20 protein-coding genes and 1 tRNA gene are annotated in these 22,481 nt (G+C 73.3%); 10 read left to right on the top strand and 11 right to left on the bottom strand.

Annotated elements, in window-relative coordinates; all coding sequences use genetic code 11:
- Window positions 1-65 precede the first annotated feature (65 nt).
- The 3 genes from N3K63_RS08925 to N3K63_RS08935 all read left to right on the top strand — a co-directional run bounded on the left by N3K63_RS08925 (window position 66) and on the right by N3K63_RS08935 (window position 1,814).
- Complete coding sequence (locus N3K63_RS08925) at window positions 66-893, top strand: formate/nitrite transporter family protein (RefSeq protein WP_261579796.1); 828 nt, start codon at window positions 66-68, stop codon at window positions 891-893.
- Window positions 894-905: 12 nt separating this feature from the next.
- Window positions 906-987 (top strand) — tRNA-Leu (locus tag N3K63_RS08930).
- 35 nt (window positions 988-1,022) lie between these two features.
- Complete coding sequence (locus N3K63_RS08935) at window positions 1,023-1,814, top strand: DedA family protein (RefSeq protein ID WP_261579797.1); 792 nt, start codon at window positions 1,023-1,025, stop codon at window positions 1,812-1,814.
- 23 nt (window positions 1,815-1,837) lie between these two features.
- On the opposite strand, the gene ku is transcribed toward N3K63_RS08935, so the two are convergent.
- Window positions 1,838-2,755 carry a non-homologous end joining protein Ku gene (ku, locus tag N3K63_RS08940; protein WP_261579798.1) on the bottom strand — a complete coding sequence of 306 codons (918 nt, stop codon included), beginning with the start codon at window positions 2,753-2,755 and terminating at the stop codon, window positions 1,838-1,840.
- 57 nt (window positions 2,756-2,812) lie between these two features.
- Between ku and N3K63_RS08945 the strand changes: the two genes are divergently transcribed.
- Entirely contained in the window at window positions 2,813-5,227 is a 2,415-nt protein-coding gene (locus tag N3K63_RS08945) for an ATP-dependent DNA ligase (RefSeq protein ID WP_261579799.1), read from the top strand.
- Between the two features lie 6 nt (window positions 5,228-5,233).
- Here the strand turns inward: N3K63_RS08945 and N3K63_RS08950 are convergent, their stop codons facing one another.
- The 4 genes from N3K63_RS08950 to murI all read right to left on the bottom strand — a co-directional run bounded on the left by N3K63_RS08950 (window position 5,234) and on the right by murI (window position 8,453).
- Window positions 5,234-6,142, bottom strand: a complete 909-nt coding sequence (locus tag N3K63_RS08950) for a cation diffusion facilitator family transporter (RefSeq protein ID WP_261579800.1) — start codon at window positions 6,140-6,142, stop codon at window positions 5,234-5,236.
- A 76-nt stretch (window positions 6,143-6,218) separates the two neighbouring features.
- Window positions 6,219-6,818, bottom strand: coding sequence for an RdgB/HAM1 family non-canonical purine NTP pyrophosphatase (gene rdgB / locus N3K63_RS08955; protein WP_261579801.1), 600 nt, complete (start codon window positions 6,816-6,818; stop codon window positions 6,219-6,221).
- 73 nt (window positions 6,819-6,891) lie between these two features.
- Window positions 6,892-7,629 (bottom strand): ribonuclease PH, encoded by a 738-nt coding sequence (gene rph / locus N3K63_RS08960; RefSeq protein WP_261579802.1) that lies wholly within the window; start codon window positions 7,627-7,629, stop codon window positions 6,892-6,894.
- Entirely contained in the window at window positions 7,626-8,453 is an 828-nt protein-coding gene (gene murI, locus N3K63_RS08965) for a glutamate racemase (protein WP_261579803.1), read from the bottom strand. The genes rph and murI overlap by 4 nt, the downstream gene beginning before the upstream one ends.
- A gap of 49 nt (window positions 8,454-8,502) precedes the next feature.
- Here murI and N3K63_RS08970 point away from each other — a divergent pair, with 49 nt between their 5' ends.
- On the top strand, window positions 8,503-9,864 hold the full coding sequence (locus N3K63_RS08970) for a nicotinate phosphoribosyltransferase (RefSeq protein ID WP_261579804.1): 1,362 nt from the start codon (window positions 8,503-8,505) through the stop codon (window positions 9,862-9,864).
- 22 nt (window positions 9,865-9,886) lie between these two features.
- Here the strand turns inward: N3K63_RS08970 and N3K63_RS08975 are convergent, their stop codons facing one another.
- From N3K63_RS08975 to N3K63_RS15185, 3 genes are read right to left on the bottom strand one after another with little or no spacing between them, the layout of a single operon-like run.
- Window positions 9,887-10,153, bottom strand: coding sequence for a DUF3039 domain-containing protein (locus N3K63_RS08975; RefSeq protein WP_261579805.1), 267 nt, complete (start codon window positions 10,151-10,153; stop codon window positions 9,887-9,889).
- A gap of 35 nt (window positions 10,154-10,188) precedes the next feature.
- Window positions 10,189-11,751, bottom strand: a complete 1,563-nt coding sequence (locus N3K63_RS08980; protein WP_261579806.1) for a hypothetical protein — start codon at window positions 11,749-11,751, stop codon at window positions 10,189-10,191.
- On the bottom strand, window positions 11,727-13,598 hold the full coding sequence (locus tag N3K63_RS15185; protein WP_315943086.1) for an ATP-binding cassette domain-containing protein: 1,872 nt from the start codon (window positions 13,596-13,598) through the stop codon (window positions 11,727-11,729). The genes N3K63_RS08980 and N3K63_RS15185 overlap by 25 nt, the downstream gene beginning before the upstream one ends.
- Before the next feature lie 196 nt (window positions 13,599-13,794).
- Between N3K63_RS15185 and N3K63_RS08990 the strand changes: the two genes are divergently transcribed.
- From N3K63_RS08990 to N3K63_RS09005, 4 genes are all read left to right on the top strand, one after another.
- On the top strand, window positions 13,795-14,487 hold the full coding sequence (locus N3K63_RS08990) for a phosphocholine cytidylyltransferase family protein (RefSeq protein WP_261579807.1): 693 nt from the start codon (window positions 13,795-13,797) through the stop codon (window positions 14,485-14,487).
- Window positions 14,488-14,568: 81 nt separating this feature from the next.
- On the top strand, window positions 14,569-15,504 hold the full coding sequence (locus tag N3K63_RS08995) for a hypothetical protein (protein WP_261579808.1): 936 nt from the start codon (window positions 14,569-14,571) through the stop codon (window positions 15,502-15,504).
- A 75-nt stretch (window positions 15,505-15,579) separates the two neighbouring features.
- On the top strand, window positions 15,580-15,867 hold the full coding sequence (locus N3K63_RS09000; RefSeq protein WP_261579809.1) for a hypothetical protein: 288 nt from the start codon (window positions 15,580-15,582) through the stop codon (window positions 15,865-15,867).
- A gap of 56 nt (window positions 15,868-15,923) precedes the next feature.
- Window positions 15,924-17,210 (top strand): maltokinase N-terminal cap-like domain-containing protein, encoded by a 1,287-nt coding sequence (locus N3K63_RS09005; protein WP_261579810.1) that lies wholly within the window; start codon window positions 15,924-15,926, stop codon window positions 17,208-17,210.
- Between the two features lie 11 nt (window positions 17,211-17,221).
- Here N3K63_RS09005 and N3K63_RS09010 read toward each other — a convergent pair whose 3' ends face one another.
- The gene (locus N3K63_RS09010; RefSeq protein ID WP_261579811.1) at window positions 17,222-18,493 is read right to left on the bottom strand and encodes a CDP-glycerol glycerophosphotransferase family protein; all 1,272 of its coding nucleotides are present in this window, start codon (window positions 18,491-18,493) and stop codon (window positions 17,222-17,224) included.
- 54 nt (window positions 18,494-18,547) lie between these two features.
- Between N3K63_RS09010 and N3K63_RS09015 the strand changes: the two genes are divergently transcribed.
- The gene (locus N3K63_RS09015; protein ID WP_261579812.1) at window positions 18,548-19,639 is read left to right on the top strand and encodes a glycosyltransferase family 2 protein; all 1,092 of its coding nucleotides are present in this window, start codon (window positions 18,548-18,550) and stop codon (window positions 19,637-19,639) included.
- Between the two features lie 75 nt (window positions 19,640-19,714).
- Here N3K63_RS09015 and N3K63_RS09020 read toward each other — a convergent pair whose 3' ends face one another.
- Together N3K63_RS09020 and N3K63_RS09025 are read right to left on the bottom strand one after the other, a co-directional pair.
- Window positions 19,715-21,217, bottom strand: coding sequence for a CDP-glycerol glycerophosphotransferase family protein (locus N3K63_RS09020; protein WP_261579813.1), 1,503 nt, complete (start codon window positions 21,215-21,217; stop codon window positions 19,715-19,717).
- Entirely contained in the window at window positions 21,214-22,455 is a 1,242-nt protein-coding gene (locus N3K63_RS09025) for a CDP-glycerol glycerophosphotransferase family protein (RefSeq protein WP_261579814.1), read from the bottom strand. The genes N3K63_RS09020 and N3K63_RS09025 overlap by 4 nt, the downstream gene beginning before the upstream one ends.
- Between the last annotated feature and the right edge of the window lie 26 nt (window positions 22,456-22,481).

Here is a 22,481-nt window from a genome sequence, read left to right on the forward strand (position 1 = left end):
GCGGCGGTGTTTTTGCACAGCCCGGCCGCCGGCACGCTGGTCAGACCACAGAGGATCATGGGGGCATGCTCACGATCGCCCAGACGCTCGACCTGCAGCAGGATGCCGCCGTGCACAAGGCCACCGCGGTGCAGTCGGTGGGTCGCTTCACCGTCTCGGCGATGTTCGCAGGCGCCTACATCGGCGTCGGCGTCGTGCTGATGGTGTGCACGGCCGGGCCCCTCATCGCGGCCGGCGACGGCATGGCCAAGCTCGTCTCGGGCCTCGTGTTCGGCGTCGCGCTCACCATCGTCGTCTTCGCCGGCGGCGACCTGCTCACCAGCGCGATGATGACCCTCACCCAGGGCGCCCTCATGCGCGTGGTGTCGTGGTGGCGCTGGGCGCTGGTGCTGGCGGCCACGTTCGTCGCCAACCTGCTGGGCGCCGTCGTCTTCGCCGGCCTGGTCGTGGTCAGCGGCGTGCTCGAGTCCAACGCGCCGGCCGGGGCGATGATCGCCGACATGCTCGCGGCGAAGGCGCACGAGACGCCCGCCGAGATGTTCGTGCGCGGCATCCTCTGCAACGTGCTGGTCTGCCTCGCCATCTGGATGTGCGCGCGCGTCAAGAGCGAGATCGCGCAAATCGCGCTGATCTTCGCCGCCATTCTCGCCTTCATCTCGTCGGGCTTCGAGCACGTCGTGGCGAACATGACGACCTACAGCATCGGCCTGTTCACCGGCGACCCGCACGCCACCCTGGGCGGCATGGCGGTGAACCTGCTATGCGTCGGCGCCGGCAACCTCGTCGGCGGCGGCGCGGTCGTGGGGGCCGGCTACTGGTTCCTCGGCGGATCGCCCCGCGTGCTGCCCGCATCCGTCACCGCGCTCCCAGGTGCCGCACACGCCCACGACTAGACTGATCCGCGCGCGGGAGTGGTGAAATCGGCAGACACGCAGGATTTAGGTTCCTGTGCCTTCGGGCGTGTGGGTTCAAGTCCCACCTTCCGCACGATCTGACTCACGCCATCGACCGACGGGAACCCCGTGCACTCCATCGCCCTCATCCCCTGGCTGGATCCGACCACGATCATCGAGGCGGCAGGCCCGTGGGCGCTGCTGGTCGTCTGCTTCATCGTGTTCGCCGAGACCGGCCTGCTCGTGGGGTTCCTGCTGCCCGGCGACACGCTGCTGATCATCTCGGGCCTGCTCACCCACACCAACGAGATCTTCGGCGTCAACATCTGGGTCGTCTCGCTGCTGATCGCCCTCGCCGCCTTCGTCGGCGGTGAAGTGGGCTATCTGATCGGCCACAAGGGCGGCCCTGCGGTGTTCGAACGCAAGGAATCGGGCCTGTTCAGCCGCAAGAACGTCGAGCGCACCAACGCCTTCTTCGAGCGCTACGGCGGTCTCACCGTCATCCTCGCCCGCTTCGTGCCGATCGTGCGCACCTTCGCACCGGTCGCCGCGGGCGTGGGCCACATGCCGTGGCGCCGCTACTCGCTCTACAACTTCATCGGCGCGATGGTCTGGGGCTTCGGGCTCACCTTCGTCGGCTTCCTCGTGGGCTACATCCCGTGGGTCGCCGACCTGGTCACCAACTACATCGACGTCATCCTGCTCGTCGCCGTGGGCGGCACGGCCCTCGTGACGATCTGGCACTACTTCGCCGAGCGCCGCAAGGCCAAGAAGGATGCCGCGGCCGGCATCGACGTCGTCGACCACGCCGAGGCCGAGGCCATGGCCCTCTCCCCCGAGGTGTTCGACAAGGAGCCCGACTTCGGCGGCTCCGACACCGCGCACCGCACCGACCCGGGCGGTCCCGCGCCGCGCGCCTGACGAAGAGCCTCCTGCCCCTCGGGTCAGGAGGCTTTCTTCTTGGCGGGCGCCTTCTTGGCGGGCTTGTCGGCCGTCGCGGCCTTCTTCGCCGTGGTTTTCGCCGCGGTCTTCGTCGCGGTCTTCTTCGCCGGGGCGTCGTCGGTCACCCCGCGGGCGGCACGAGAGCGCTCGACGCTCTCGCGCAGCGCCGCCATCAGATCGATCACCTCGCCGCCGGTGTCGCCCTCGCTCTTCTCGCCGAATGTCTCGGACGTGTCGAGCGCATCGCCCTTCTCGAGCTTCGCGTCGATGAGCGTGCGCAGCTCCTGCTGGTACTCGTCGCCGAACTGCGACGGATCGAAGTCGCTCGAGAAGCTCTCCACGAGGGATGCCGACAGCTCGAGCTCCTTCTCGGACACCTTCACCGGCTCGTCGAGCTTGGGGAACGCGGCCTCCCGCACCTCGTCGGCCCACAGCAGGGTCTGTAGCACCAGCACGTCGCCGCGCACCCGCAGCGCCGCCAGGCGCGTCTTCTGGCGCAGCGAAAAGCGCACGATCGCGGTGCGGTCGGTGCGCTCGAGGGTCTGCCGCAGCAGCACGTACGCCTTCGGCGACGCGGAGTCGGGCTCGAGGTAGTAGGCCTTGTCGAGGGTGAGCAGATCCACCTGGTCGCTGGGCACGAACTCCACCACGTCGATCTCGCGGCTGCGCTCCGAGGGGAGCGAGGCGAGATCGTCGGAGGTGAGCACGACGGTGCGCTCGCCGTCGTCGTAGGCCTTGTCGATGTCGGCGTACGGCACGACCTCGCCGTCGATCTCGCAAATGCGCTGATAGCGGATGCGGCCGCCGTCCTTGTTGTGCACCTGATGCAGCGGCACGTCGTGGTCTTCGGTGGCCGAATAGACCTTCACCGGCACGTTGACGAGGCCGAAGGTCAGTGCGCCCTTCCAGATCGCTCTCATCACACCAGTACACACCGGTCACACCCGCCCGCGGTAGTGCCCCGTATTCTGGCGCACATGGCGACGGACGCGGTGGAGGTGCGGGTCGAGGGCCGGCGCCTGCGCCTGACGAACCTCGACAAGGTGCTCTACCCCGCCACCGGCACCACCAAGGGCGAGGTCATCGACTACTACTCGCGCGCCGCATCCGCCCTGCTCCCCCACGTCGCCGGCCGTCCGGTCACCCGCAAACGCTGGCCGGAGGGCGTGGACCACGAACCCTTCTTCGCCAAGGACCTCGAGCGGGGTGCGCCGGCGTGGATCCGCCGCCTCCCCATCTCCCACTCCACCGGGGCCAAGGACTATCCGCTGGTGGGCGACCTCCCCACCCTCATCCACCTCGCGCAGGTGGCGAGCCTCGAACTGCACGTGCCGCAGTGGCGCTTCACCCCCGACGGCGCGCGGGGCACCCCCGATCGCCTCGTGCTCGACCTCGATCCCGGCCCGGGCATCGGGCTCGCCGAGTGCGCGCAGGTGGCCCGCTGGGCCCGCGAGGTGCTCGAGGGCGTGGGGATGACGGCCTATCCGGTCACCAGCGGCAGCAAGGGCATCCACCTCTACGCGCCCCTCGACGGCGCGCGCACGAGCGACGAGATCTCGGCGTTCGCCAAAGAGCTCGCCCGCCTGCTGGAGGCCGACCACCCCGACCTCGTCGTCAGCCAGATGGCCAAGTCCGCCCGCGGCGGCAAGGTGTTCCTCGACTGGAGCCAGAACAACGGGTCGAAGACGACCATCGCCCCCTACTCGCTGCGCGGGCGCGCCGAGCCCACGGTCGCCGCGCCCCGCACGTGGGACGAGCTCGACGACCCGCACCTGACCCAGCTGACCTTCGACGAGGTGCTCCGCAGGCTCGACGACATCGGCGACGTGCTGGCGCCCCTCGCCCCCGCGACACCCGGGCCCCTCGAGCCCTACCTCGCCAAGCGGTCGGCGCACCGCACGCCCGAGCCGATGCCCGCCACCACCGCCCCGGGGCCGTCGGCGACGGCATCCGCCCCCCGCTTCGTCGTGCAGGAGCACCACGCGCGCCGGCTGCACTACGACCTGCGGCTGGAGCGCGAGGGAGTGCTCGTCAGCTGGGCGGTGCCGCGCGGCATCCCCGCCGATCCGTCCCGCAACCACCTCGCCGTCATGACCGAACCGCATCCGATGGAGTATCTGACCTTCGCCGGCGACATCCCCGCCGGCGAGTACGGCGCCGGCGCGATGACGGTGTGGGACACCGGCACCTACGCCCTCGAGAAGTGGCGCGACGACGAGATCATCTTCACCCTCACCGGCGCCGCGGGCGGGCCGGTCGGCACCGGTCGGTTCGCCCTCATCCGCACCTCGGGCGACGGCGAGAAGTCGCAGTGGCTGCTGCATCGCATGAAAGCGGATGCCGCGGCGGCGCGCCCCGCGCCGGCACCGCGACCGGTCGAGCACGCGGCGGAGGCGGGCTCGGCTCCCGAGGCGCCGGCGGGCCCGGCCGCGCCCGACCCGATGCTCGCGACGACGGCCACCCCGGTGTTCGCCCGCGGGCGCGCGGCGGCGTGGGGCGAGCCATGGGTGGAGTTCAAGTGGGACGGCATCCGCGCCCTCGCCTCCTGGGACGGCGAGCACCTCGCGCTGCGCGCACGGTCGGGCACCGACATCACCGCCCGCTACCCGGAGCTGACCGGGGGCGACCCCGGGCTCGGCGCGGCGCCGGCGGTCTTCGACGGCGAGATCGTCGCCCTCGACGGGCGCGGCCGGCCGAGCTTCCCGCTGCTGCAGGGGCGCATCCACCTCACCGGCCCGCGCGACATCGCGCGCGAGGCCGAGCGCACCCCGGTCGCGCTGTTCCTCTTCGACCTGCTGAGTCTCGACGGCTCCGACACCACGTCCCTGCCGCTGGCGGACCGGCGCGAACTGCTGGAACGGGTCACCGTCGACGCCATCCCGGCGATCACCGTGCCGCCGGTCGCCGGCGACGTCGACGACGCGCTGGCCACGGCGCGCAGCCTCGATCTGGAGGGCGTCGTGGTCAAGAACCCGGCCGCCCGCTACCGGCCCGGGCAGCGCAGCGACGACTGGCTCAAGGTCAAGCTCACCCGCACGCAGGACGTGGTCGTGTGCGGCATCCGGCCCGGACACGGCGGCCGCAGCGGCGAGATCGGCTCGCTGCTGCTGGGCATCCCCGACGCCGACGGCCTGCGCTATGTCGGGCGGGTGGGCACCGGATTCACCGACGCCGAGCTGCGGCGCCTGCAGGCCGCGCTCACGCCGCTGCGCACCGACATCTCACCGCTGCACGGCGTTCCCCGCGCCGACGCCGCCGACGCGCTGTGGCTGCGTCCCGAGATGGTCGGCGAGGTCGAGTACGCCGAGATGACCCCGAGCGGGTCGCTGCGCCACGCGCGGTGGCGGGGGCTTCGTCCCGACGTGTCGCCGGACGAGGTGCGCCCCGAGTGAGGGGCCTCACTCGTGGGCGTGGTGCTCGCGGTGACCGGCGGGTTCGAGCTGGATGGTGGAGTGCTCCACGTCGAAGTGCTCGGCCAGGCACGACTGCAGCCCGGCCAGCAGCGGACCCGCGCCCCGCGCGAGCACCTCGGGGCTGACGACGACGTGCGCCGTGAACACCGGGGCGCCGCGGGTGAGCTGCCACACGTGCACGTCGTGCACGTCGGCGACGCCGTCGGCATCCAGCAGGTGCGCGCGGATCTGCTGCACGTCGGTGCCGTGGGGCACCGTCTCCCCCAACACCGAGAACACTTCGCGCAGCAGCGTGAGCGCGCGCGGCACGATCAGCGCGGCGATCACGAGCGAGGCCAGGGCATCGGCGGGAAGCCAGCCCGTGGTGGCGATGACGATCGCCGCGATGATCACGAGCGCCGAGCCCAGCAGGTCGCCCATCACCTCGAGGTAGGCGCCGCGCACGTTGATGCTCGTGCGCTGGGCGGCGCTCAGGAGCCAGAGGGAGACGGCGTTCGCAACGAGACCGACCGCCGCGATCACGAGCATGAGCGGGCCGTCGACGTCGGCCGCTGCCGGCTCGAGCAGCCGCTGCACGCCTTCGATGGCGATGCCCACCGAGAGCACGATGAGGATGATCGCGTTGATCAGGGCGCCGAAGACCTCGGCGCGGCGGTAGCCGTAAGTGTTGCGGTCATCGGCAGGGCGGGCGGCCACGGCCGCCGCGATCAGCGCGATGACCAGCGCCGAGGCATCCGCGAACATGTGGGCGGCGTCGGCCAGCAGCGCGAGCGAGCCCGACAGGATGCCGCCGACCAGCTGCACCGCCAGCACCGTGGCGGTGAGGGTCAGCGAGATCGCGAGCAGCCGGCGGTGGCCGGCGCCGCGGATGCCGGTGGGCGCGTGATCGTGCACACCTCGAGGCTAGGGCGCCGCCGGCGCCCACGGCGCCGTGGCGGCCTAGTCGGGAATGAGTATCAGTCGGCCCCGGTCACAGCTCGGCCAGCAGCGGCACGAGCGCGGTGAACGCGCGCGCCCGGTGCGAGTGGGTGTTCTTCTCCTCGGCCGACCACTCCGCGACGGTGCGCTCGGCGCCGGCGGGCTGGCCGTCGGGGATGAAGATCGGGTCGTAGCCGAACCCGCCCACCCCGGCGGCCTCGCGGGCGAGGCGCCCGGGCCAGCGGCCCTCGACGACCGTGCCGCGCCCGTCGGGGCGCACGAGCGCGATCGACGAGACGAACTGCGCCGACCGGTGCGGGTCGGCGATGTCGCTCAGCTGGTCGAGCAGCAGCTCGAGGTTGGCGACGGCGTCTTTGCGGTGCCCGGCCCAGTAGGCCGAGAACACGCCCGGCGACCCGCCCAGCACGTCGACGCAGACTCCCGAGTCGTCGGCCAGGGCGGGCAGCCCGGTGTAAGCGCACGCGGTGCGCGCCTTGATCAGGGCGTTATCGGCGAAGGTGGTGCCGTCTTCGACCGGCTCGGGTCCGTCGTAGCCGATGACCTCGATGTCGGGGCGGGTCGCCGCGACGATGGCGCCGAACTCCTCCACTTTGTGCGGATTGTGGGTCGCGAGCACGATGCGGAGGGTCATGGGCGCCTTTCTGGAGGAGTTTCGCGGGGCGAGGCCGGAAGACCCGCCCGCGGGAGACGGGTCGGAAGGCGGGTCAGGAGGCGGCGAGGGCGGCGGTCTGCGCGTCGCGCAGGTCGGCACAGCCGGCGACACCGAGCTCGAGCAGGGCGTCGAGCTCCCGCTTGTCGAACGGGGCGCCTTCGGCGGTGCCCTGCACCTCGACGAACAGGCCGCGGCCGGTGACCACGATGTTCATGTCGGTCTCGGCGCGCACGTCCTCGACGTAGGCGAGGTCGAGCATCGGCTCGCCGTCGATGATGCCCACCGAGACGGCGGCGACCGAGTCGATCAGCGCCTGCGCGTTCTTGGGCACGTGGCCGCGGGCGCGACCCCACTCGATCGCGTCGGCGAGGGCGACGTAGGCGCCGGTGATCGCCGCGGTGCGGGTGCCGCCGTCGGCCTGCAGCACGTCGCAGTCGATGACGATGGTGTTCTCACCCAGCGCCTTGGTGTCGACCACGGCGCGCAGGGCGCGGCCGATGAGGCGCGAGATCTCGTGCGTGCGGCCGCCGACCTTGCCCTTGATCGACTCGCGGTCGTTGCGGCTGTTGGTGGCGCGGGGCAGCATCGCGTACTCGGCGGTCACCCAGCCCTTGCCCTTGCCGTTGAGCCAGCGCGGCACGCCCGCGGTGAACGAGGCGGTGCACAGCACCTTCGTCCCGCCGAACGAGATGAGCGCCGAGCCTTCGGCGTGGGCGCTCCAGCCGCGCTCGATGACGACCGGACGCAGCTGGTCGGTGGCGCGGCCGTCGGCACGGGTGATGTCGGTCATGCGATTCCCTTCGGGAGGTCGATGGCGCCGGTCTGCACCAGACGCACGGAGTCGACGCCGCGGCCCATCAGCCGCTGCGCGAGGTGGATGAAGTCGTCGGCGGAGTCGCCGGTGGCTTCGTAGACGTGGGTGGCGACGGCATCCGGCCCGGCGAGCAGGTCGCGCGAGACGAGTTGCCGGTAGACGTCCTTGGCCGTCTCGGTGTCGCTGGAGACGAGCGAGACGCCCTCGCCCATGACGTAGCTGATGGCGCCCTCGAGGAACGGGTAGTGGGTGCAGCCGAGCACGAGCGTGTCGACGCCGGCGTGGCGCAGCGGCGCGAGGTACTCCTCGGCGACGGCGAGCACGTCGGTCGAGTCGGTGACGCCCGCCTCGACGAACTCGACGAACCGCGGGCAGGCCTGGGCAACCACCTGCAGCCGCGCGTCGACGCCGAGCATGTCCTGGTAGACGCCCGAGCCGATCGTGCCGGCGGTGCCGATCACGCCGATGCGCCCGGAGCGGGTGGTCGACACGGCGGTGCGCACGGCCGGTCCGATCACCTCGACGACGGGCACGTCGTAGCGTTCGCGCGCGTCGCGCAGCATGGCCGCGGATGCCGTGTTGCAGGCGATCACGAGCATCTTCACGCCCTCGTCGACGAGCGTGTCGAGCACGTCGAGGGCGTAGCGGCGCACGTCGGCGATGGGCTTGGGCCCGTAGGGCGAGTGCGCGGTGTCGCCGATGTAGAGCACCGATTCTCGAGGCAGCAGCTGCGACACGGCCCGGGCGACGGTGAGACCACCCACCCCGGAGTCGAAGATGCCGATGGGCGCGTCGTTCACCGGTCCAGCCTACCCGCAGCACCCGGAAGGCTCCCGGTAGGGTGACCGCATGGCCCAGCGCACGACCCCGCCCGCACGAGATCGGCACGAGCCGTCGACCGCTCTGCTCACCGACCGGTACGAGCTGACGATGCTCGAGGCCTCGCTGCGCGACGGCACCGGATCGCGTCGCTGCGTGTTCGAGCTGTTCGGGCGGCGACTGCCGGGCGGCCGCCGCTTCGGCGTGGTGGCCGGCACCGGGCGGCTGCTGGAGGCGATCGCCGACTTCCGCTTCGACGACGACGAGCTGCGCTTCCTGCGCGACGGGAAGGTCGTGGATGCCGCGACGCTCGACTTCCTCGCCGACTACCGCTTCACGGGGTCGGTCACCGGCTACCGCGAGGGCGAGCTCTACTTCCCCGGCTCCCCCGTGCTCACCGTGGAGGCGAGCTTCGCCGAGGGCGTGATCCTCGAGACGCTGGCCCTCAGCATCCTGAACCACGACTCGGCGGTGGCCACCGCCGCCGCGCGCATGTCGATCGCCGCCGGCGACCGGCCGCTGTCGGAGATGGGTTCGCGCCGCGCCCACGAGCGGTCGGCGGTCGCCGCGGCCCGCGCCGCGCACATCGTGGGCTTCACCGCCACGAGCAACCTCGAGGCCGGACGGGCCTGGGGCGTGCCGACGATGGGCACCGCGGCCCACGCGTGGACGCTGCTGCACGACTCGGAGGAGGACGCCTTCCGCGCCCAGGTGGCGACCCTCGGCACCGGCACGACGCTGCTGGTGGACACGTACGACATCGCCCACGGGGTCGAGACGGCGGTGCGGGTGGCCGGCACCGGGCTCGGCGGCGTGCGCATCGATTCGGGCGACCTGCCCACGGTGGCCGCGTCGGTGCGCGAGCAGCTCGACGCGCTCGGCGCCCGCGAGACCCGCATCACGGTCACCAGCGACCTCGACGAGTACGCGATCGCCGCGCTGGCGGCCTCACCGGTGGATGCCTACGGGGTGGGCACATCGGTCGTCACCGGGTCGGGAACCCCGACGGCCGGCATGGTCTACAAGCTCGTCGCCCGCCAGGACGACGCCGGCTCGTGGGTGTCGGTGGCGAAGGCCTCGGCCGACAAGGCGTCCACCGGCGGGCGCAAGGCGGCATTCCGCACCCTGGAGCGCGGCACGGCCACCAGCGAGCTGATCGTGGTCTCCGACGGCTTCGAAGAGGTCGACACGGCCGCCTCCCACCCCGATGCCCGGGCACTGCAGGCCCCGCTCATCGTCGCTGGCGAGGCGGATGCCGCGTTCCTGGGCGCGGCCGGCGTGGCCGCCGCGCGCAGCCATCACGCGCAGGTGCGGGAGGAGCTGCCGATCCGGGCGCTTGCGCTCAGCAAGGGCGACCCGGCGCTGCCGACGGTGTTCGTCGACCGCGACTGAGCGCAAGGCGCGGTGGTGGGCGTCAGCCCATCAGGGATTCGTAGATCTCCTTGCACGACGGGCACACCGGGAACTTCTCCGGGTCGCGCCCGGGGGTCCACTTCTTGCCGCACAGCGCGCGCACGGGCTTGCCGGTGATCGCCGACTCGAGGATCTTCTCCTTGCGCACGTAGTGCGAGAACCGCTCGTGATCGCCCGGTTCGATCTGCTCTTCGCGCAGGAGCTCCTCGAGCTCGCGGTCGAGGGTGGCGATCCCGCCTTGGTCGGGGGCATCCAACGGCGTGCTCATGGTCTTCGAGTGTACCCGCGGCCGGGGACGGCGGGTCAGGTCGCTTCGACGAACTCCATGAGCCGCCCCGAGCGGCGCCGGAAGACGGCCCCGCCCACGAGGATGCCGACGACGAGCACCGCGATGCCGACGCCCAAGCCGGTCCACAGCGTCGCCCACGAGGCATCCGCGTCGCCGCCGAGGGCGAGCCAGCCGCCCCACAGGGTCGGGATGCTGAGCACGATCGCGGCGACGAGCACGACACCCTGTGCCAGTCCCCCGCCGGTGCGCTGCGGCTGCTGGAAGGCGCCGTCGCCGGGGCGCGAGGCGGCATAGGGGGCCGCGGCCGACGAGATGGAGCTGAGGCCGAGCCCGGTGAGCAGCAGCGACGCGCAGACGCCCGCCATCGCCGGCAGCAGCGACCACGCGCCGTGCACTGAGATGACGATGGGGATGGAGATAGCCAGCATGGGGATCGAGATCAGCAGCACGGGCGCCAGGCGACCGGCGCGGTCGGCGCTGCCGCGCACCGAGCTGGCCACGTGCAGCCACAGCGCCGTCGAGTCGTAGGCGAGGTCGTTGTGCGCGAGCCAGCCGAAGAACAGCGCCATCACGGGCACCGGCACGAGCACGGCGACCGGCAGGGGCACCCCGACCACCAGCAGCGGCACCATCGTGACGACGGCGGCGATCGGCACGATCACGATGTTCACGAGGTAGCGCGGGTCGCGCAGCCAGTAGGTGAGGCTGCGCGCGGCGATGACGCCGGTGGCGGTGCCGGGCATGACGAGGAACCAGCCGAGGCCGCGGCGGCCGCGCGCGGCGGCGGGGCGCTCGGTGGTGGTCAGCAGCACCTGCACGAGCCACACCCACGCGGCCACGAGCACGGCGACGGTGGCGAGGGCCACGAGCAGCTCGAGGGCGAACGAGCCGCCCGCGCCGAGGAACGCGCCGGGCAGGGCCCAGGCGGCACCGAGCGGGGTGACCGCCAGCACGTCGACGGCGCTCGTGAGGGCGGTGGGCACCCCGTCTCCCCACTCCAGCGAGGCGAGGAAGACGACGACCGGCACGACGACGACGAGGATGCCGACGAGGAAGAGTCCCGTCAGCTCGCGGGACCGACGCTCGCGCAGCACGAGGGCGGCAACGGCGAAGGCCACGCGGCTGAGCAGCACGCAGGTGATCAGCCCCAGCACCGCCGACAGCGCGGCAATGCCCACGGGCACGCCCTGGGCGGTCCACATGATCGCGGCGCACACGGCGCCGACGGCCAGGGCGAGCACGGGCACGCTGATGAGGGCGGCCGGCAGCAGCGCGAACGCCAGCGGGCGCGGCGCCGCCCCGAACACGCCGAAGCGCCGCGGATCGAGCAGGTCGTCGGCGCCCACCACGAGCGGCGCGACGAGGAAGCCGAGCGCCACGGCGGCGCCGGCGACCACCATCACCGTCAGGGCGGTCTCGGAGGCCACCCCGCGCAACCGCAGGATGCCCCACCCCGCAGCGGCGACGAGCACGACCAGTCCGACCAGCGACAGCGCGGTGCGCAGGCGATGACGACCGTCACCGCGCAGCGAGCCGAGCAGGAGATCGAGCCTCAGCCGGAGAACGTGTGCAGCCATTCGAGGCCCTCCACGTCGGCGGCGCCGCCGGTGAGCTCGAGGAAGCGCTCCTCGAGCGTGCGGCCCGCGCGCACCTCGTCGACGGAGCCCGACGCGAGCACCTTGCCGGCCACGATCACCGCGACGCCGCTGCAGACCCGCTCGACCAGGCCCATGCCGTGGCTGGAGAGGATGACGGTGCCGCCGTGGGCGACGTAGGCCGAGAGGATGTCGAGGATGACGGCGCTGGAGACCGGGTCGACCGACTCGAACGGCTCATCGAGCACGAGCACCCGCGGCGAGTGGATCATCGCGCCGGCGAGCATGACCTTCTTCGTCATACCCGCGGAGTAGTCGGACACCGGGCGGCCGAGCGCGTCGACGAGGTCGAACGCGCGTGCGAGGTCGGCGGTGCGGCTCTCGACCACGGCCGGACGGAGCCCCCGCAGCACGCCGTAGTAGTGGAGCAGCTGACGGCCGGTGAGCCGGTCGAAGGTGCGCAGACGATCGGGCAGCACGCCCATCAGGCGTTTGGCGCCGGCGGGGTCGGCGGCCAGGTCGCGCCCGCCCACCTCGATCGTGCCGGCGTCGGCGCGCAGCAGTCCGGTGATCATCGACAGCGTCGTGGTCTTGCCGGCACCGTTGGGGCCGACGAGGCCGTAGAACGTGCCGGCGGGAACCGACAGGTCGATGCCGTCGACGGCGAGGGCGTCGCCGAAGGTCTTGACGAGACCGCGCACCCGGATGGCCGCGGGCGCGTCGTCGGGGTCGACGGCGGGCAGCTCGTCGAGCAGGTCGGAGGTCATCGCGGCGGCCGCGAGCGGCGCGTCGTCCGCCGGCTCACCGGCGAGCGGCTCGTCGGTGATCGTGTCGTCGTCGATCGGCTCGCCGACGATCGGCTCGTCGGTGATCGTCTCGTCGGTGACCGGGGAGTCGGTGACCGGGGCGCTGTCGGCCGCGGGGTCTTCGACCTGCGGGTCGGCGACGACCGCGTCGTCGGAGGACGCCGCGGCGGCCTCGAGCTCCTCGAGGTCGAATCCGACGGCGGCGAGGTCGGCTTCGGTGTCGGGCACGGTGTCGACGGATGCCACAGCGTCCGGCTCGAACACGGGAGGCTCGCTCGGCGCCGAGGCGACAGCGGGCGGCTCGACGGCAGCGGGCTCGGCTTCGACGGCATCCGGCTCGACGACCGTCGGCTCGACGACCTCTGCCTCGACAGCCACTGCCTTAGGCTCGACCGCCGGCTCGACGACCTCAGCCTCGACAGCCCCTGCCTCAGCCTCGACAGCCGACTCGACGACGATCGGTGCTGCCACAGCGGCGGGTGCCGCCGGGCGCTTGGCGCGGGAGGGCCGCTTCTTCGCGGCGGGCTTCTTGGCGACCGGGGCGGGCGTGGCCGACTCCGTCGACGAGGCGGACTCCGCGGCCGTCGCCGTGGGCAGCGGCGGCACGGGAGGGACCGGAGGCGCGGGCGGGACCGTATCGGCGGACGTCTTCGCCGGCGACGCCGGGGCGGACGGGGTCCGCGGCGTCTTGGCACGCGGTGCCCGCGGCTTCGGCGAAGCGGGCTTGCGCGGCGTGGGCGCGGCGGGCTCTCGAGACGATGTCGTGAGCGTCGCGGCCACGACGGCGGCGGGCACGTCGGGCTTGGGCGGCAGCGGCGCAGCCGCGGCGGTGTCTTTCACGGTCGCGGCATCCGCGGTCGCAGCATCGACGGTCGGTACCTCTTCAGGGTCTGCGTGACCACCCGGACGCTGCGCGGCGGCCTCGGCGGCGGGGGTGGCGGGAACGGGGGGCGGCGGCGCGAGCGTGCCCACGACGCGGACCGAGTCCGAGTCGTCCTGCGGGGAGTGCAGAGCGGCAGCCACCCGTCCAACCTAGCAAGCCCGCAGGCCTCCCGACCCGGCGGATTCACAGCGTTACGACGGCCCCGCAGGTCACGAAACGGCAACTACCGGGCACTTTCCTGAAACTCACAGGGGACCCTTCGATACCATCGACAACGGCACGAAGAGGTGTCCATTGGTCGAACCGACAGTGAACAACCATCTCCAGGAGCACCCCTTGACTCTTCAGACCGTCATCCTCGCCGCCGGCATGGGCTCGCGGCTGGGGCGCAGCCTGCCCAAGCCCCTCACCGAGCTCAACGACGGACGCTCGATCATGCAGCAGCAGCACGACAACATCCGTGCCGCATTCGGCAAGCGCGCCCGCATCACCACGGTCGTCGGCTACCGCGCCGAGGCGATCGTCGAGGCCTTCCCGCGCGTCGACTACGTCTACAACGACCGTTACGACCAGACCAACACCTCCAAGAGCCTGCTGCGCGCCCTCACCGCCACCGGCAAGGGCGGCGTGCTCTGGATGAACGGCGACGTCGTCTTCGACCCGCGCGTGCTCGGCCGCGCGACCCACCTGATCGAGAACGACCAGTCGTTCGTCACGGTCAACACCGCCAAGGTCAGCGACGAAGAGGTCAAGTACACCGTCGACGCCGAGGGCTTCATCAAGGAACTCTCCAAGACCGTGCGCGGCGGCATCGGCGAGGCCGTGGGCATCAACTACATCTCCAGCGCCGACAAGAAGGCCTTCATCTCGCAGCTCGGCCGGGTCGACGACCAGGACTACTTCGAGCGCGGCCTCGAGCTCGCGATCGTCGAGAACGGTGTGCGCCTGCAGCCGCTCGACATCTCCGACCTCTACGCCGTCGAGGTCGACTTCGCCGAAGACCTCGAGCGCGCCAACCTCTTCGTCTGACCCCTTCGCCACCCCGGGGTCTGTTCCTGGGGACTGTCCCCGGGGCCACTCCCAGGGTGGCGTGGTTAGGATCGCGGTGACATGGCCAAGGTCCACCGCATCCACTCCCTTCCCGAAGACGCGCCCTGGACGGGCGGGCTGCCTCCGGAGGGCCCCAGCGAGCATCCGTTCGGCATCCGCGCGCTCGACCGCGTGCTCGCGGTGCAGCGCCCCGCCGTCATCGCGCACCTGCGCAGCATCCGGCTGCGCCACCCGGATGCCTCGACGGCGCACATCGTGCGGATGCTCGAGCGCCGCTACCTCGCGGCCGTGACCACGGGTGGCGCCGCCGTGGGAGCCACCGCGGTGGTGCCCGGCATCGGCACCGGGGTCACCCTCGCCCTCAGCGGCGTGGAGACGGTGGCCTTCCTCGAGGCGACCGCGCTGTTCTCGCAGTCGCTCGCCGAACTGCACGGCATCCGGGTCGACGACCCCGACCGTGCCCGCGCGCTCGTGCTGACCCTCATGCTCGGCAAAGAGGGCGTCGACCTCGTCTCGCAGCTCGCGCGCCAGGCGGCCGGCACCGGCGGCGCCCGCACGGCCTACTGGGGCGACCTGGTGACCAAGTCGCTCCCCCGCGCCGCGGTGGGTCCGCTCGTCGACCGCCTGAAGACGGTGTTCCTGCGGCGCTTCGCCGCGGCGGGCGGCGCCTCGGTCATCGGCAAGGCGCTGCCGTTCGGCATCGGCGCGGCCATCGGCGGGGCCGGCAACAACGTGCTCGGTCGGCGCGTGGTCGTCGGTGCACGACGCGCGTTCGGGGTGCCGCCGGTCGGCTACCCGGGCGAACTGGAGCCCAAGCCCGGGGCGGTGCGCCTGGAGCACGGCGCCGTGCGCGCGGTGCGCCGCACCGGCGGCTCCCTCGCCGGCACCGGACGCCGGGTGGTGCGCGTCGTGCGCCCGCGCCGCGCCGTCGATCCCGCCGCACCCCCGGCGCCGGTCGACCCGCCCGACGCCGCCCGCCCCGACGCCGATCGGTGACACGGGCGGCAGCGCCGCACCCGCGATCGCCGCGCCCCCCACCCCGCACGCAGGCGCGCGGGGCACAATGACAGCATGGGAATCTTCCAGCAGCGCCCCGAAGACCAGAACGAGTGGGCCGGCCTGCCGTCCGAGCCGTGGGAGCCGCGCGCCGACGCCGAGGTGCTCCCCCCGGCCGTCGACGACCTCGGCCTGTTCGCCGCCGGCACCTCGGTGTCGGTGCCGCTCGAGGTGCGGGAAGAGACGCTCGACGACGTCATCCCCGACCCCGATGCGCCCGGCACCGCCCGCACCACGGGCGTCGAGGTCATCGCGTCGCAGGCCGGCGCGGCGGAACTGTCGGCCGTCGAGGACGGCGACTGACCCGCCACCCGGCGCGCGCGTAGCCCCACACCCCGTCGACGTCCTACGCTCGGAGGATGGACAGCACTGCGGCGTGCCTCGAGGCGTGGATGCCGCAGCAGCGCTGGTACTCCGCGAAAGCGACCGTGCCCCGGCTGCGCACCCTCGCGGTGCACGAGCTCGCCTCCCCCGATCCGCACGCCCGGGTGCGCGTGCACGTGGTGGTCGATGACGCCGTCGATCCGGCGGTGACCTACCAGGTGCCCGTCGTCGCCCGCCCCACCGCCGTCACGGCCGAGCCCGAGCACATCGTCGGCACGCTGCCCGACGGCACCGTGCTGATCGACGGGCCGCACGACCCCGCCTACGCGGCCGCACTGCTGGATGCCATCGCGCCGGGCACCGCCGCACCGGGCACGGCCGCACCGGCGACGGTGCTGGCCGGGGAGCAGTCGAACACCTCGGTCATCTACGCCCCGGCGGCCGGCACGCCCGTCATCGTCAAGGTCTTCCGACGCCTGCAGCCGGGCCCGAACCCCGAGGTCGAGCTGCAGTCGGCCCTCGCCGAGGCCGGCTCACCCCACGTCCCCCGTGCCGTGGGACACCTCGAGACGACCTGGACGGATCCGGGCGACGCGCACCGCACCGCGACCGGTGTCGCCGCGTTCGCCCAGGAGTTCTTCCCCGACGTCGAAGACGCCTGGCGGGTGGCCCTCGTCGCCGCGGCCGCCGGCGAGTCGTTCTCGGCGCCCGCGCACGCACTGGGGGCGGCGACCGCCGAGGTGCACCTCGACCTCGCCCGCCTGCTCCCGGTGGTGCCCGCGGGCGAACAGGAGCGCGGCGGGGTGCGCGCCGCGTGGGCGCGCCGCCTGGGGATCGCCATCGCCGAGGTGCCGGCGCTGGCCGCGCACCGCGAGGCGATCGCCGCGGTGTACGCGCGGGCCGACGGCATCCGATGGCCGGCGCTGCAGCGCATCCACGGCGACTACCACCTCGGGCAGGTGCTGCAGGTGCCCGGACGCGGATGGGTCGTGCTCGACTTCGAGGGCGAGCCGATGCGCCCCATCGACGAGCGCCGGGCGCCGGATGCCGTCGCCCGCGACGTGGCCGGGATGCTGCGCTCCTTCGACTACATCGCGGGGGCGCTGCCGGAGATCCCCCACGTCGCCGAGTGGGCGGCCACCGCGCGCCGCGCGTTCCTCGGCGGCTACGAAGACCGCACCGGCATGCCGGCCACCGGTCCGCTGCTGGACGCGTTCGAGCTCGACAAGGCCGTCTACGAGGCGATCTACGAGGCGCGCAACCGCCCCGACTGGCTGGGCATCCCCCTGGCCGCCGTCGAGCGCATCATCGCCCGCGACTGACCGGGCCCGGCTCAGTCGTCGCCGAGGTCGGCCTCGTCGGACTCGTCGTCGTCCTCGTCACCGGTGCGGGTGTGCCACTGCTCCCACTCCGACATCAGGCGGTCGATCGCCGCATGGAACCGCGCCGTGGCGGCGCCGGGCGCGGTGTCGCCGAAGTAGTGCCGCACCCAGCCCGACAGACGGCTGACCGCCTCGCCGTCGGAGAGCACGCGCTGGGCGGCGGCGAGGATGTCGGGCGCGTCCTGCGCGGTCAGCCACTCGGCATCCGAGAGGTACCCGTGCGTGTCGACGATGGCGGCCGGATCGACCGGGCGGGTCACCATGAGCGGCTTGTCGGCGGCGAGACGGTCGTAGACCATCGCCGAGATGTCGACGATCGCCACGTCGGATGCCGCCAGCTGCCAGCCCAGGTCAGGTGTGTCGTCGAACACGTGCTGCGCGGTGGGGTCGGCCGCGTTGGCGGCGCGGATCGCGTCGATGATGCGCCGGTTGGCGGCGCCGTACTCGTGGTCGACGACGCCCGAGCGCGGGTGCGGCCGGTAGACGAGCCGGTGCTCGGGCGAGGCCAGCACGGCCGCCGCGAGGGCCTCGCCGTGACTGCGGATCGAGCCGTAGTGCGCCGAGGGGCGGTCGCCCTCCCACGTCGGCGCGTACAGCACCACGGTGCGCCCGTCGGGCGTGTAGGGCAGCACGCCGGAGTAGTGGTCGGCCTGCGGGCGGCCGATGGCGATGGTGCGCGCGTCGAGGTCGTAGTCCCACAGCACCCGCGACAGTCGCTCCCGGGCGGCGTCACCGGCGACCAGCGCGTAGTCGTAGGCCTTGAACTGGTTGGTGGTCATGTACATCTTGTCGGACTCGCCGTGGTTGATGAACACGTGCCAGCGCCGCCCGTAGCGGAACATCTGGAAGTTGCGGGTGTTCTGGTTGACGTACAGCACGATGCGGATGTCCTGGGTGGCGATGTAGCGCTCCAGGTCGCGCACCGTCGGCACGAAGGCCACCGGAAGAGCACCGTCGTCGAGCAGCGCCCGCGCGCCGGTGGCGTTGCGGCTGAGCACCACGACCGGCTGGATGCGGGCGAGCTCGGCCAGCGGGCGGTACCACTGGCGCATCTGGTACATGTTCACCGCACCGTCGGCGAAGTACACGGCGACCCGGAAGTGGTGCGACGGATGCGGGGGGCGCTGGCCGAGGCGGCGACGCACCTCCTGCACGGCCGCGCGACCGACGATCGCCTTGCGCAGCAGCGCCCCCGCCTTGCGTGCGTCACGGACGATTCCCATCCCTCCAGCCTACCCAGCGCACGTCCGCGGCCCCCGTCGTGGGAGGATCGAAGGATGCACGACACCCCGCCCCCGACCCGGGACGCCCCCGTTCCGGCGCCCGGATCCGGGGTGACCTTCGTGATGCCGGTGCTCAACGAGCGGGCCTACCTCGCCCGCGCCGTCGCCGCGGTGCTCGCCCAGCAGTTCGACGGTCCGCGCGAGGTGATCCTCGCCCTCGGGCCGTCCACCGACGGCACCACCGAGATCGCGCACGAGCTCGCCGCCGCAGACGAGCGCGTGCGCCTGGTCGACAACCCGGCCGCCGACATCCCCGTCGGGCTCAACCGCGCGATCCGCGCGGGGGCGCACCCCACCGTCGTGCGCGTGGACGCGCACTCCGAGCTCGACGCCGGGTACACGGCGCGGGCCCTGGCGACCCTGGCGCGCGTGCGGGCCGCGAACATCGGCGGCGTGATGCGCGCCGAGGGCCGCACCCCCTTCCAGCGGGCGGTCGCCCGCGCCTACAACTCCCCCATCGGCCTCGGCGGCGGCGCCTACCACGGCTCCCGCGACGAGGGCCCGGCGGAGTCGGCCTATCTCGGCGTCATGCGCCGGAGCGTGCTGGACGAGGTCGGCGGGTTCGACGAGACCATCCGCCGAGGCGAGGACTGGGAGCTGAACCTGCGCATCCGCGCCGCCGGCTACCGGGTGTGGTTCGACCCGGCGCTGGCCGTGACCTACTGGCCGCGCGAGAGCTGGGCCCGCCTCGTGCGCCAGTTCCATGCCACCGGCACGTGGCGCGGCGAACTGGTGCGACGGTTCGGCCGCCGCAACTCGCTGCGCTTCTTCGCACCGCCGCTGCTCGTGCTGGCCGTCGCGCTCGCCGTGGTGGTCGCCGTGCTGCAGCTGACCGGCGTGCTGTCGGGGGTCGCGGCGCTGATCGGCAGCCTGGCCTACGTGCCCATCGCCGCCTACCTGGCACTGCTCGTGGTCATCGCCGCGGGGCCCGCCGGCGGCCGCGGCTGGCGCGACCGACTGTGGACGGCCGCCGTCATCCCCTCGATGCACCTCCCCTGGGGGGTCGGCTTCATCGGCGGGCTGCTGCGCGGTGCCCACGGCACCGTCGACACGTCGCGGCTGGCCCGCAACACTCCGCTGCCCTGACCCGGGCGGTCAGGTGTCGGCCGTCCCGGCGGGCGGCGCTCCTCCCGGCATCCGCGGTGCCGGGAGATCCGGGGGTCAGCGGCTGACGAAGCCCTGGTCGAGCAGACGGGCCACTACGCGCTCGGCGGCGCGGCCGTCGTCGCGTGCGTTGAAGCGGGCCCGCCACTGCGCGTAGCGGGCGCTGAACCGGGCGGGCACGTCGGGGTCGGCCAGGGCCGCTTCCAGCGCGTCCTGCGTGTCGACGACCGGTCCCGGGGCGCGGGCGGCCAGGTCGAAGTAGAACCCGCGCAGCCGGCCGCGGTAGTGGTCGAGGTCGGGCACGAAGAAGTAGACCGGCTTCCCGGTGACGGTGAAGTCGAACATCACCGACGAGTAGTCGGTGATGAGCGCGTCGGCGGCGCGCAGCAGCCCCGCGATGTCGGGGAACGCGGTCACGTCGAGCACACGGGGCCCCTCGGCGTCGGCTCCGGGCGCGAGGGTGCGCGAGTGGCCGCGCACGAGCACGACGGCCCCCGCCCGCTCGGCGAGCCGGTCGAGGTCGAGGAAGTCGACCATCTGCTCGCGGTCGTCGCGCCACGTGGGGGCGTAGAGCAGCACGCGCTCGTCGGGGCGGATGCCGAGGGCTGCGCGCACCGCGGCGCCGCGGTCGCCGTCGGCACCACCCGCGCCCACCGCGGTGAGCACGTCGTTGCGGGGATAGCCCTCGACCCAGATCGGCCGGCCGAGGAAGGCGTAGGCGCGGCGCAGCACCCCCGCGGCGTAGGGGCTCTGCGCCAGCAGCACATCCCACCGGCGCGACTCGCGCGCCACGGCCACAGCGCGGCGCGGATCGAAGCCGGGGCGATGCAGCGCGAGGCGCTTGAGCGGCGTGCCGTGCCAGGTCTGCAGCACGCGCTGCCCCGGTCGGCGCACGAATCGGCGCCGCAGCCAGTCGTTGACCACCAGCAGCCGGGCCGCCGCCCGCGCCTGCCACCACTCGGGCGAGCCCTCCACCACCGGCACGGCGCCGCTGGGCACCGGCACAGACAGGTCGACGACGCTCCAGTACCGCACGACACCGGGGGCGACCCGGGCGAGCTCGCGGTCGATCGCCAGCGGGTTGCAGCCGACCGTGCGCCCGTAGAAGCTCTCGAAGAACACCGCGTTCTCGGTGGCCGGCACCGTGCGCTGCGACACGTAGGCGGCCTCCAGCGCGGCCTGACCGGGGGCGGCCAGCGTGTCGGCGGCCACCGGCGGCGCCACCGACACCACCCCGTCGGTCAGGCTCGCCCGCAATCCGGTGAGCAGGTGGTCGGGCAGCGAGTGCGCCACCGGCACGGCCGTGCCCGCGGCATCCGCCAGACGCAGCCGGTAGGTGCCGGTAGGGAGCGGCAGCGCCGGCGCGCCGAAGCGCGCCGCACGCAGCGGCAGCCGCACCCGCCACGCGCCCGCCTCGACGGTGACCTCGCCCGCCACGCGCGCACGGGCGCCGATCAGCTCGGCGCGCACGGGCACCCCGGACGCGGCCGGGTCGCCGGGGGCGGGCCCGTCGATCACCAGCGCGTCGGCGCCGTCGTCTGCCGTGAAGCGCGCGGTCATCGTCCTGCTCTCTCGGGGTGGCGGCGCGCGGTGATAGCGCGGTAGACCCGCTCGGTGGCGCCGCCGTCGCGATAGGCGTGCACCCGCGCGTCGAGCTGCTGCGCGTGGGCGGTGCGCCGGGCGCGCTCCGCATCGTCGGTGAGCACGGCGCGCAGCTGCGCGACGGCGCCGGTCCAGTCGGTCGCCGGCGCGGCGGCCACGTCGGCCAGCGTGCCGTAGAACCCGCGCTCGAGCGCGTAGGCGGCCCCATCGGGGGCCAGCAGCACCGCGGGGACGGGCACGAGCGACGCGTCGAACACGAGCGACGAGTAGTCGGTGACGAGCACGTCGAACGCGGGCAGCAACGGGGTGACGTCGGGGGTGACCGCGCTCCCCAGGGCGCGCACGCGCGGCGAGTCGGTGCGGTAGTCACCGGCGCCCAGCGGGTGCGAGCGGATGTAGAGCACGGCCCCGGTCTGCGCGAGCATCTCGTCGAGCAGCGCCCAGTCGGCGGCAGTGGGCACGGCGGGGTCGGCGGCGCCGTCGCGCCACGTCGGTGCGTAGAGGATCGCGCGGGTGTCGTCGGCGAGCGGGCCGGTCAGCGCACCCAGCTGCTCCCGCGCCGTGCGTCGGCGCCCGGCCACGTCGCCGCGGGCGAGCACGTCGACGCGGGGCTCGCCCGTGACGGGCACGCGCCCGTCGGGCAGGGCGAACGCCGACTCGAGGCGACCCCGCACGAGGTGCGAGGCGGCCGGCAGCAGCGAGATGCGACGCTGCGTGCGCCGGTAGAGCGCGCGCAGCAGCGGCTCGGTGACCGCCGGCAGGATCGGACTGCGGGTGGTGACGGGGGCGTCGAGGCCGATGCGCTTGAGCGGGATGCCGTGCCACAGCTGCACGACGAACGCGCCCGTCGTGGCGTACCGGTTGGCGTCGCCGAAGCCGTGCGTGACGACGACCACCCCGGCGCGGGCCGTCTCCCAGAATCCGCGCAGCGAGTCTTTGCGCACCGTCGGGATGCCGCGGGCCCGGGCGGCGGCATCCTGCGCGGCGTCGGCGGTGAGCCAGCGCGCGTTCTCGCCGTGCGTGTCGACGGCGCATTCCCACAGCGCCAGCGCCCCGTCGGCGATGCCGACCGCGCAGCCGAAGACCCAGCGTCCGCGCGAGCGCGGCACGAGAAGGGTGGCCAGGCGCCCCGCCAGGTACAGCGGGATCCGCGCGAGCTTGGCGACGTTGCCCGCGCCGAACGAGAAGGACGCCACCCCGCGAGCCTATCGCGGGGTGGCGT

The organism is Microbacterium festucae (assembly GCF_025421715.1).
Taxonomy (GTDB): Bacteria; Actinomycetota; Actinomycetes; order Actinomycetales; family Microbacteriaceae; genus Microbacterium; species Microbacterium festucae.

What these genes read in the sequence shown, in the direction of transcription:
- N3K63_RS08945 (WP_261579799.1), top strand. Translation starts at nt 2,813, where the DNA reads ATGGCGACGGACGCGGTGGAGGTGCGGGTCGAGGGCCGGCGCCTGCGC.
- N3K63_RS08995 (WP_261579808.1), top strand. Translation starts at nt 14,569, where the DNA reads ATGGCCAAGGTCCACCGCATCCACTCCCTTCCCGAAGACGCGCCCTGG.
- N3K63_RS08925 (WP_261579796.1), top strand. Translation starts at nt 66, where the DNA reads ATGCTCACGATCGCCCAGACGCTCGACCTGCAGCAGGATGCCGCCGTG.
- rph (WP_261579802.1), bottom strand. Translation starts at nt 7,629, where the DNA reads ATGACCGACATCACCCGTGCCGACGGCCGCGCCACCGACCAGCTGCGT.
- N3K63_RS08980 (WP_261579806.1), bottom strand. Translation starts at nt 11,751, where the DNA reads ATGGCTGCACACGTTCTCCGGCTGAGGCTCGATCTCCTGCTCGGCTCG.
- N3K63_RS08975 (WP_261579805.1), bottom strand. Translation starts at nt 10,153, where the DNA reads ATGAGCACGCCGTTGGATGCCCCCGACCAAGGCGGGATCGCCACCCTC.
- N3K63_RS09005 (WP_261579810.1), top strand. Translation starts at nt 15,924, where the DNA reads ATGGACAGCACTGCGGCGTGCCTCGAGGCGTGGATGCCGCAGCAGCGC.
- N3K63_RS09010 (WP_261579811.1), bottom strand. Translation starts at nt 18,493, where the DNA reads ATGGGAATCGTCCGTGACGCACGCAAGGCGGGGGCGCTGCTGCGCAAG.
- ku (WP_261579798.1), bottom strand. Translation starts at nt 2,755, where the DNA reads ATGAGAGCGATCTGGAAGGGCGCACTGACCTTCGGCCTCGTCAACGTG.
- N3K63_RS08970 (WP_261579804.1), top strand. Translation starts at nt 8,503, where the DNA reads ATGGCCCAGCGCACGACCCCGCCCGCACGAGATCGGCACGAGCCGTCG.
- N3K63_RS09020 (WP_261579813.1), bottom strand. Translation starts at nt 21,217, where the DNA reads ATGACCGCGCGCTTCACGGCAGACGACGGCGCCGACGCGCTGGTGATC.
- rdgB (WP_261579801.1), bottom strand. Translation starts at nt 6,818, where the DNA reads ATGACCCTCCGCATCGTGCTCGCGACCCACAATCCGCACAAAGTGGAG.
- N3K63_RS09015 (WP_261579812.1), top strand. Translation starts at nt 18,548, where the DNA reads ATGCACGACACCCCGCCCCCGACCCGGGACGCCCCCGTTCCGGCGCCC.
- N3K63_RS09000 (WP_261579809.1), top strand. Translation starts at nt 15,580, where the DNA reads ATGGGAATCTTCCAGCAGCGCCCCGAAGACCAGAACGAGTGGGCCGGC.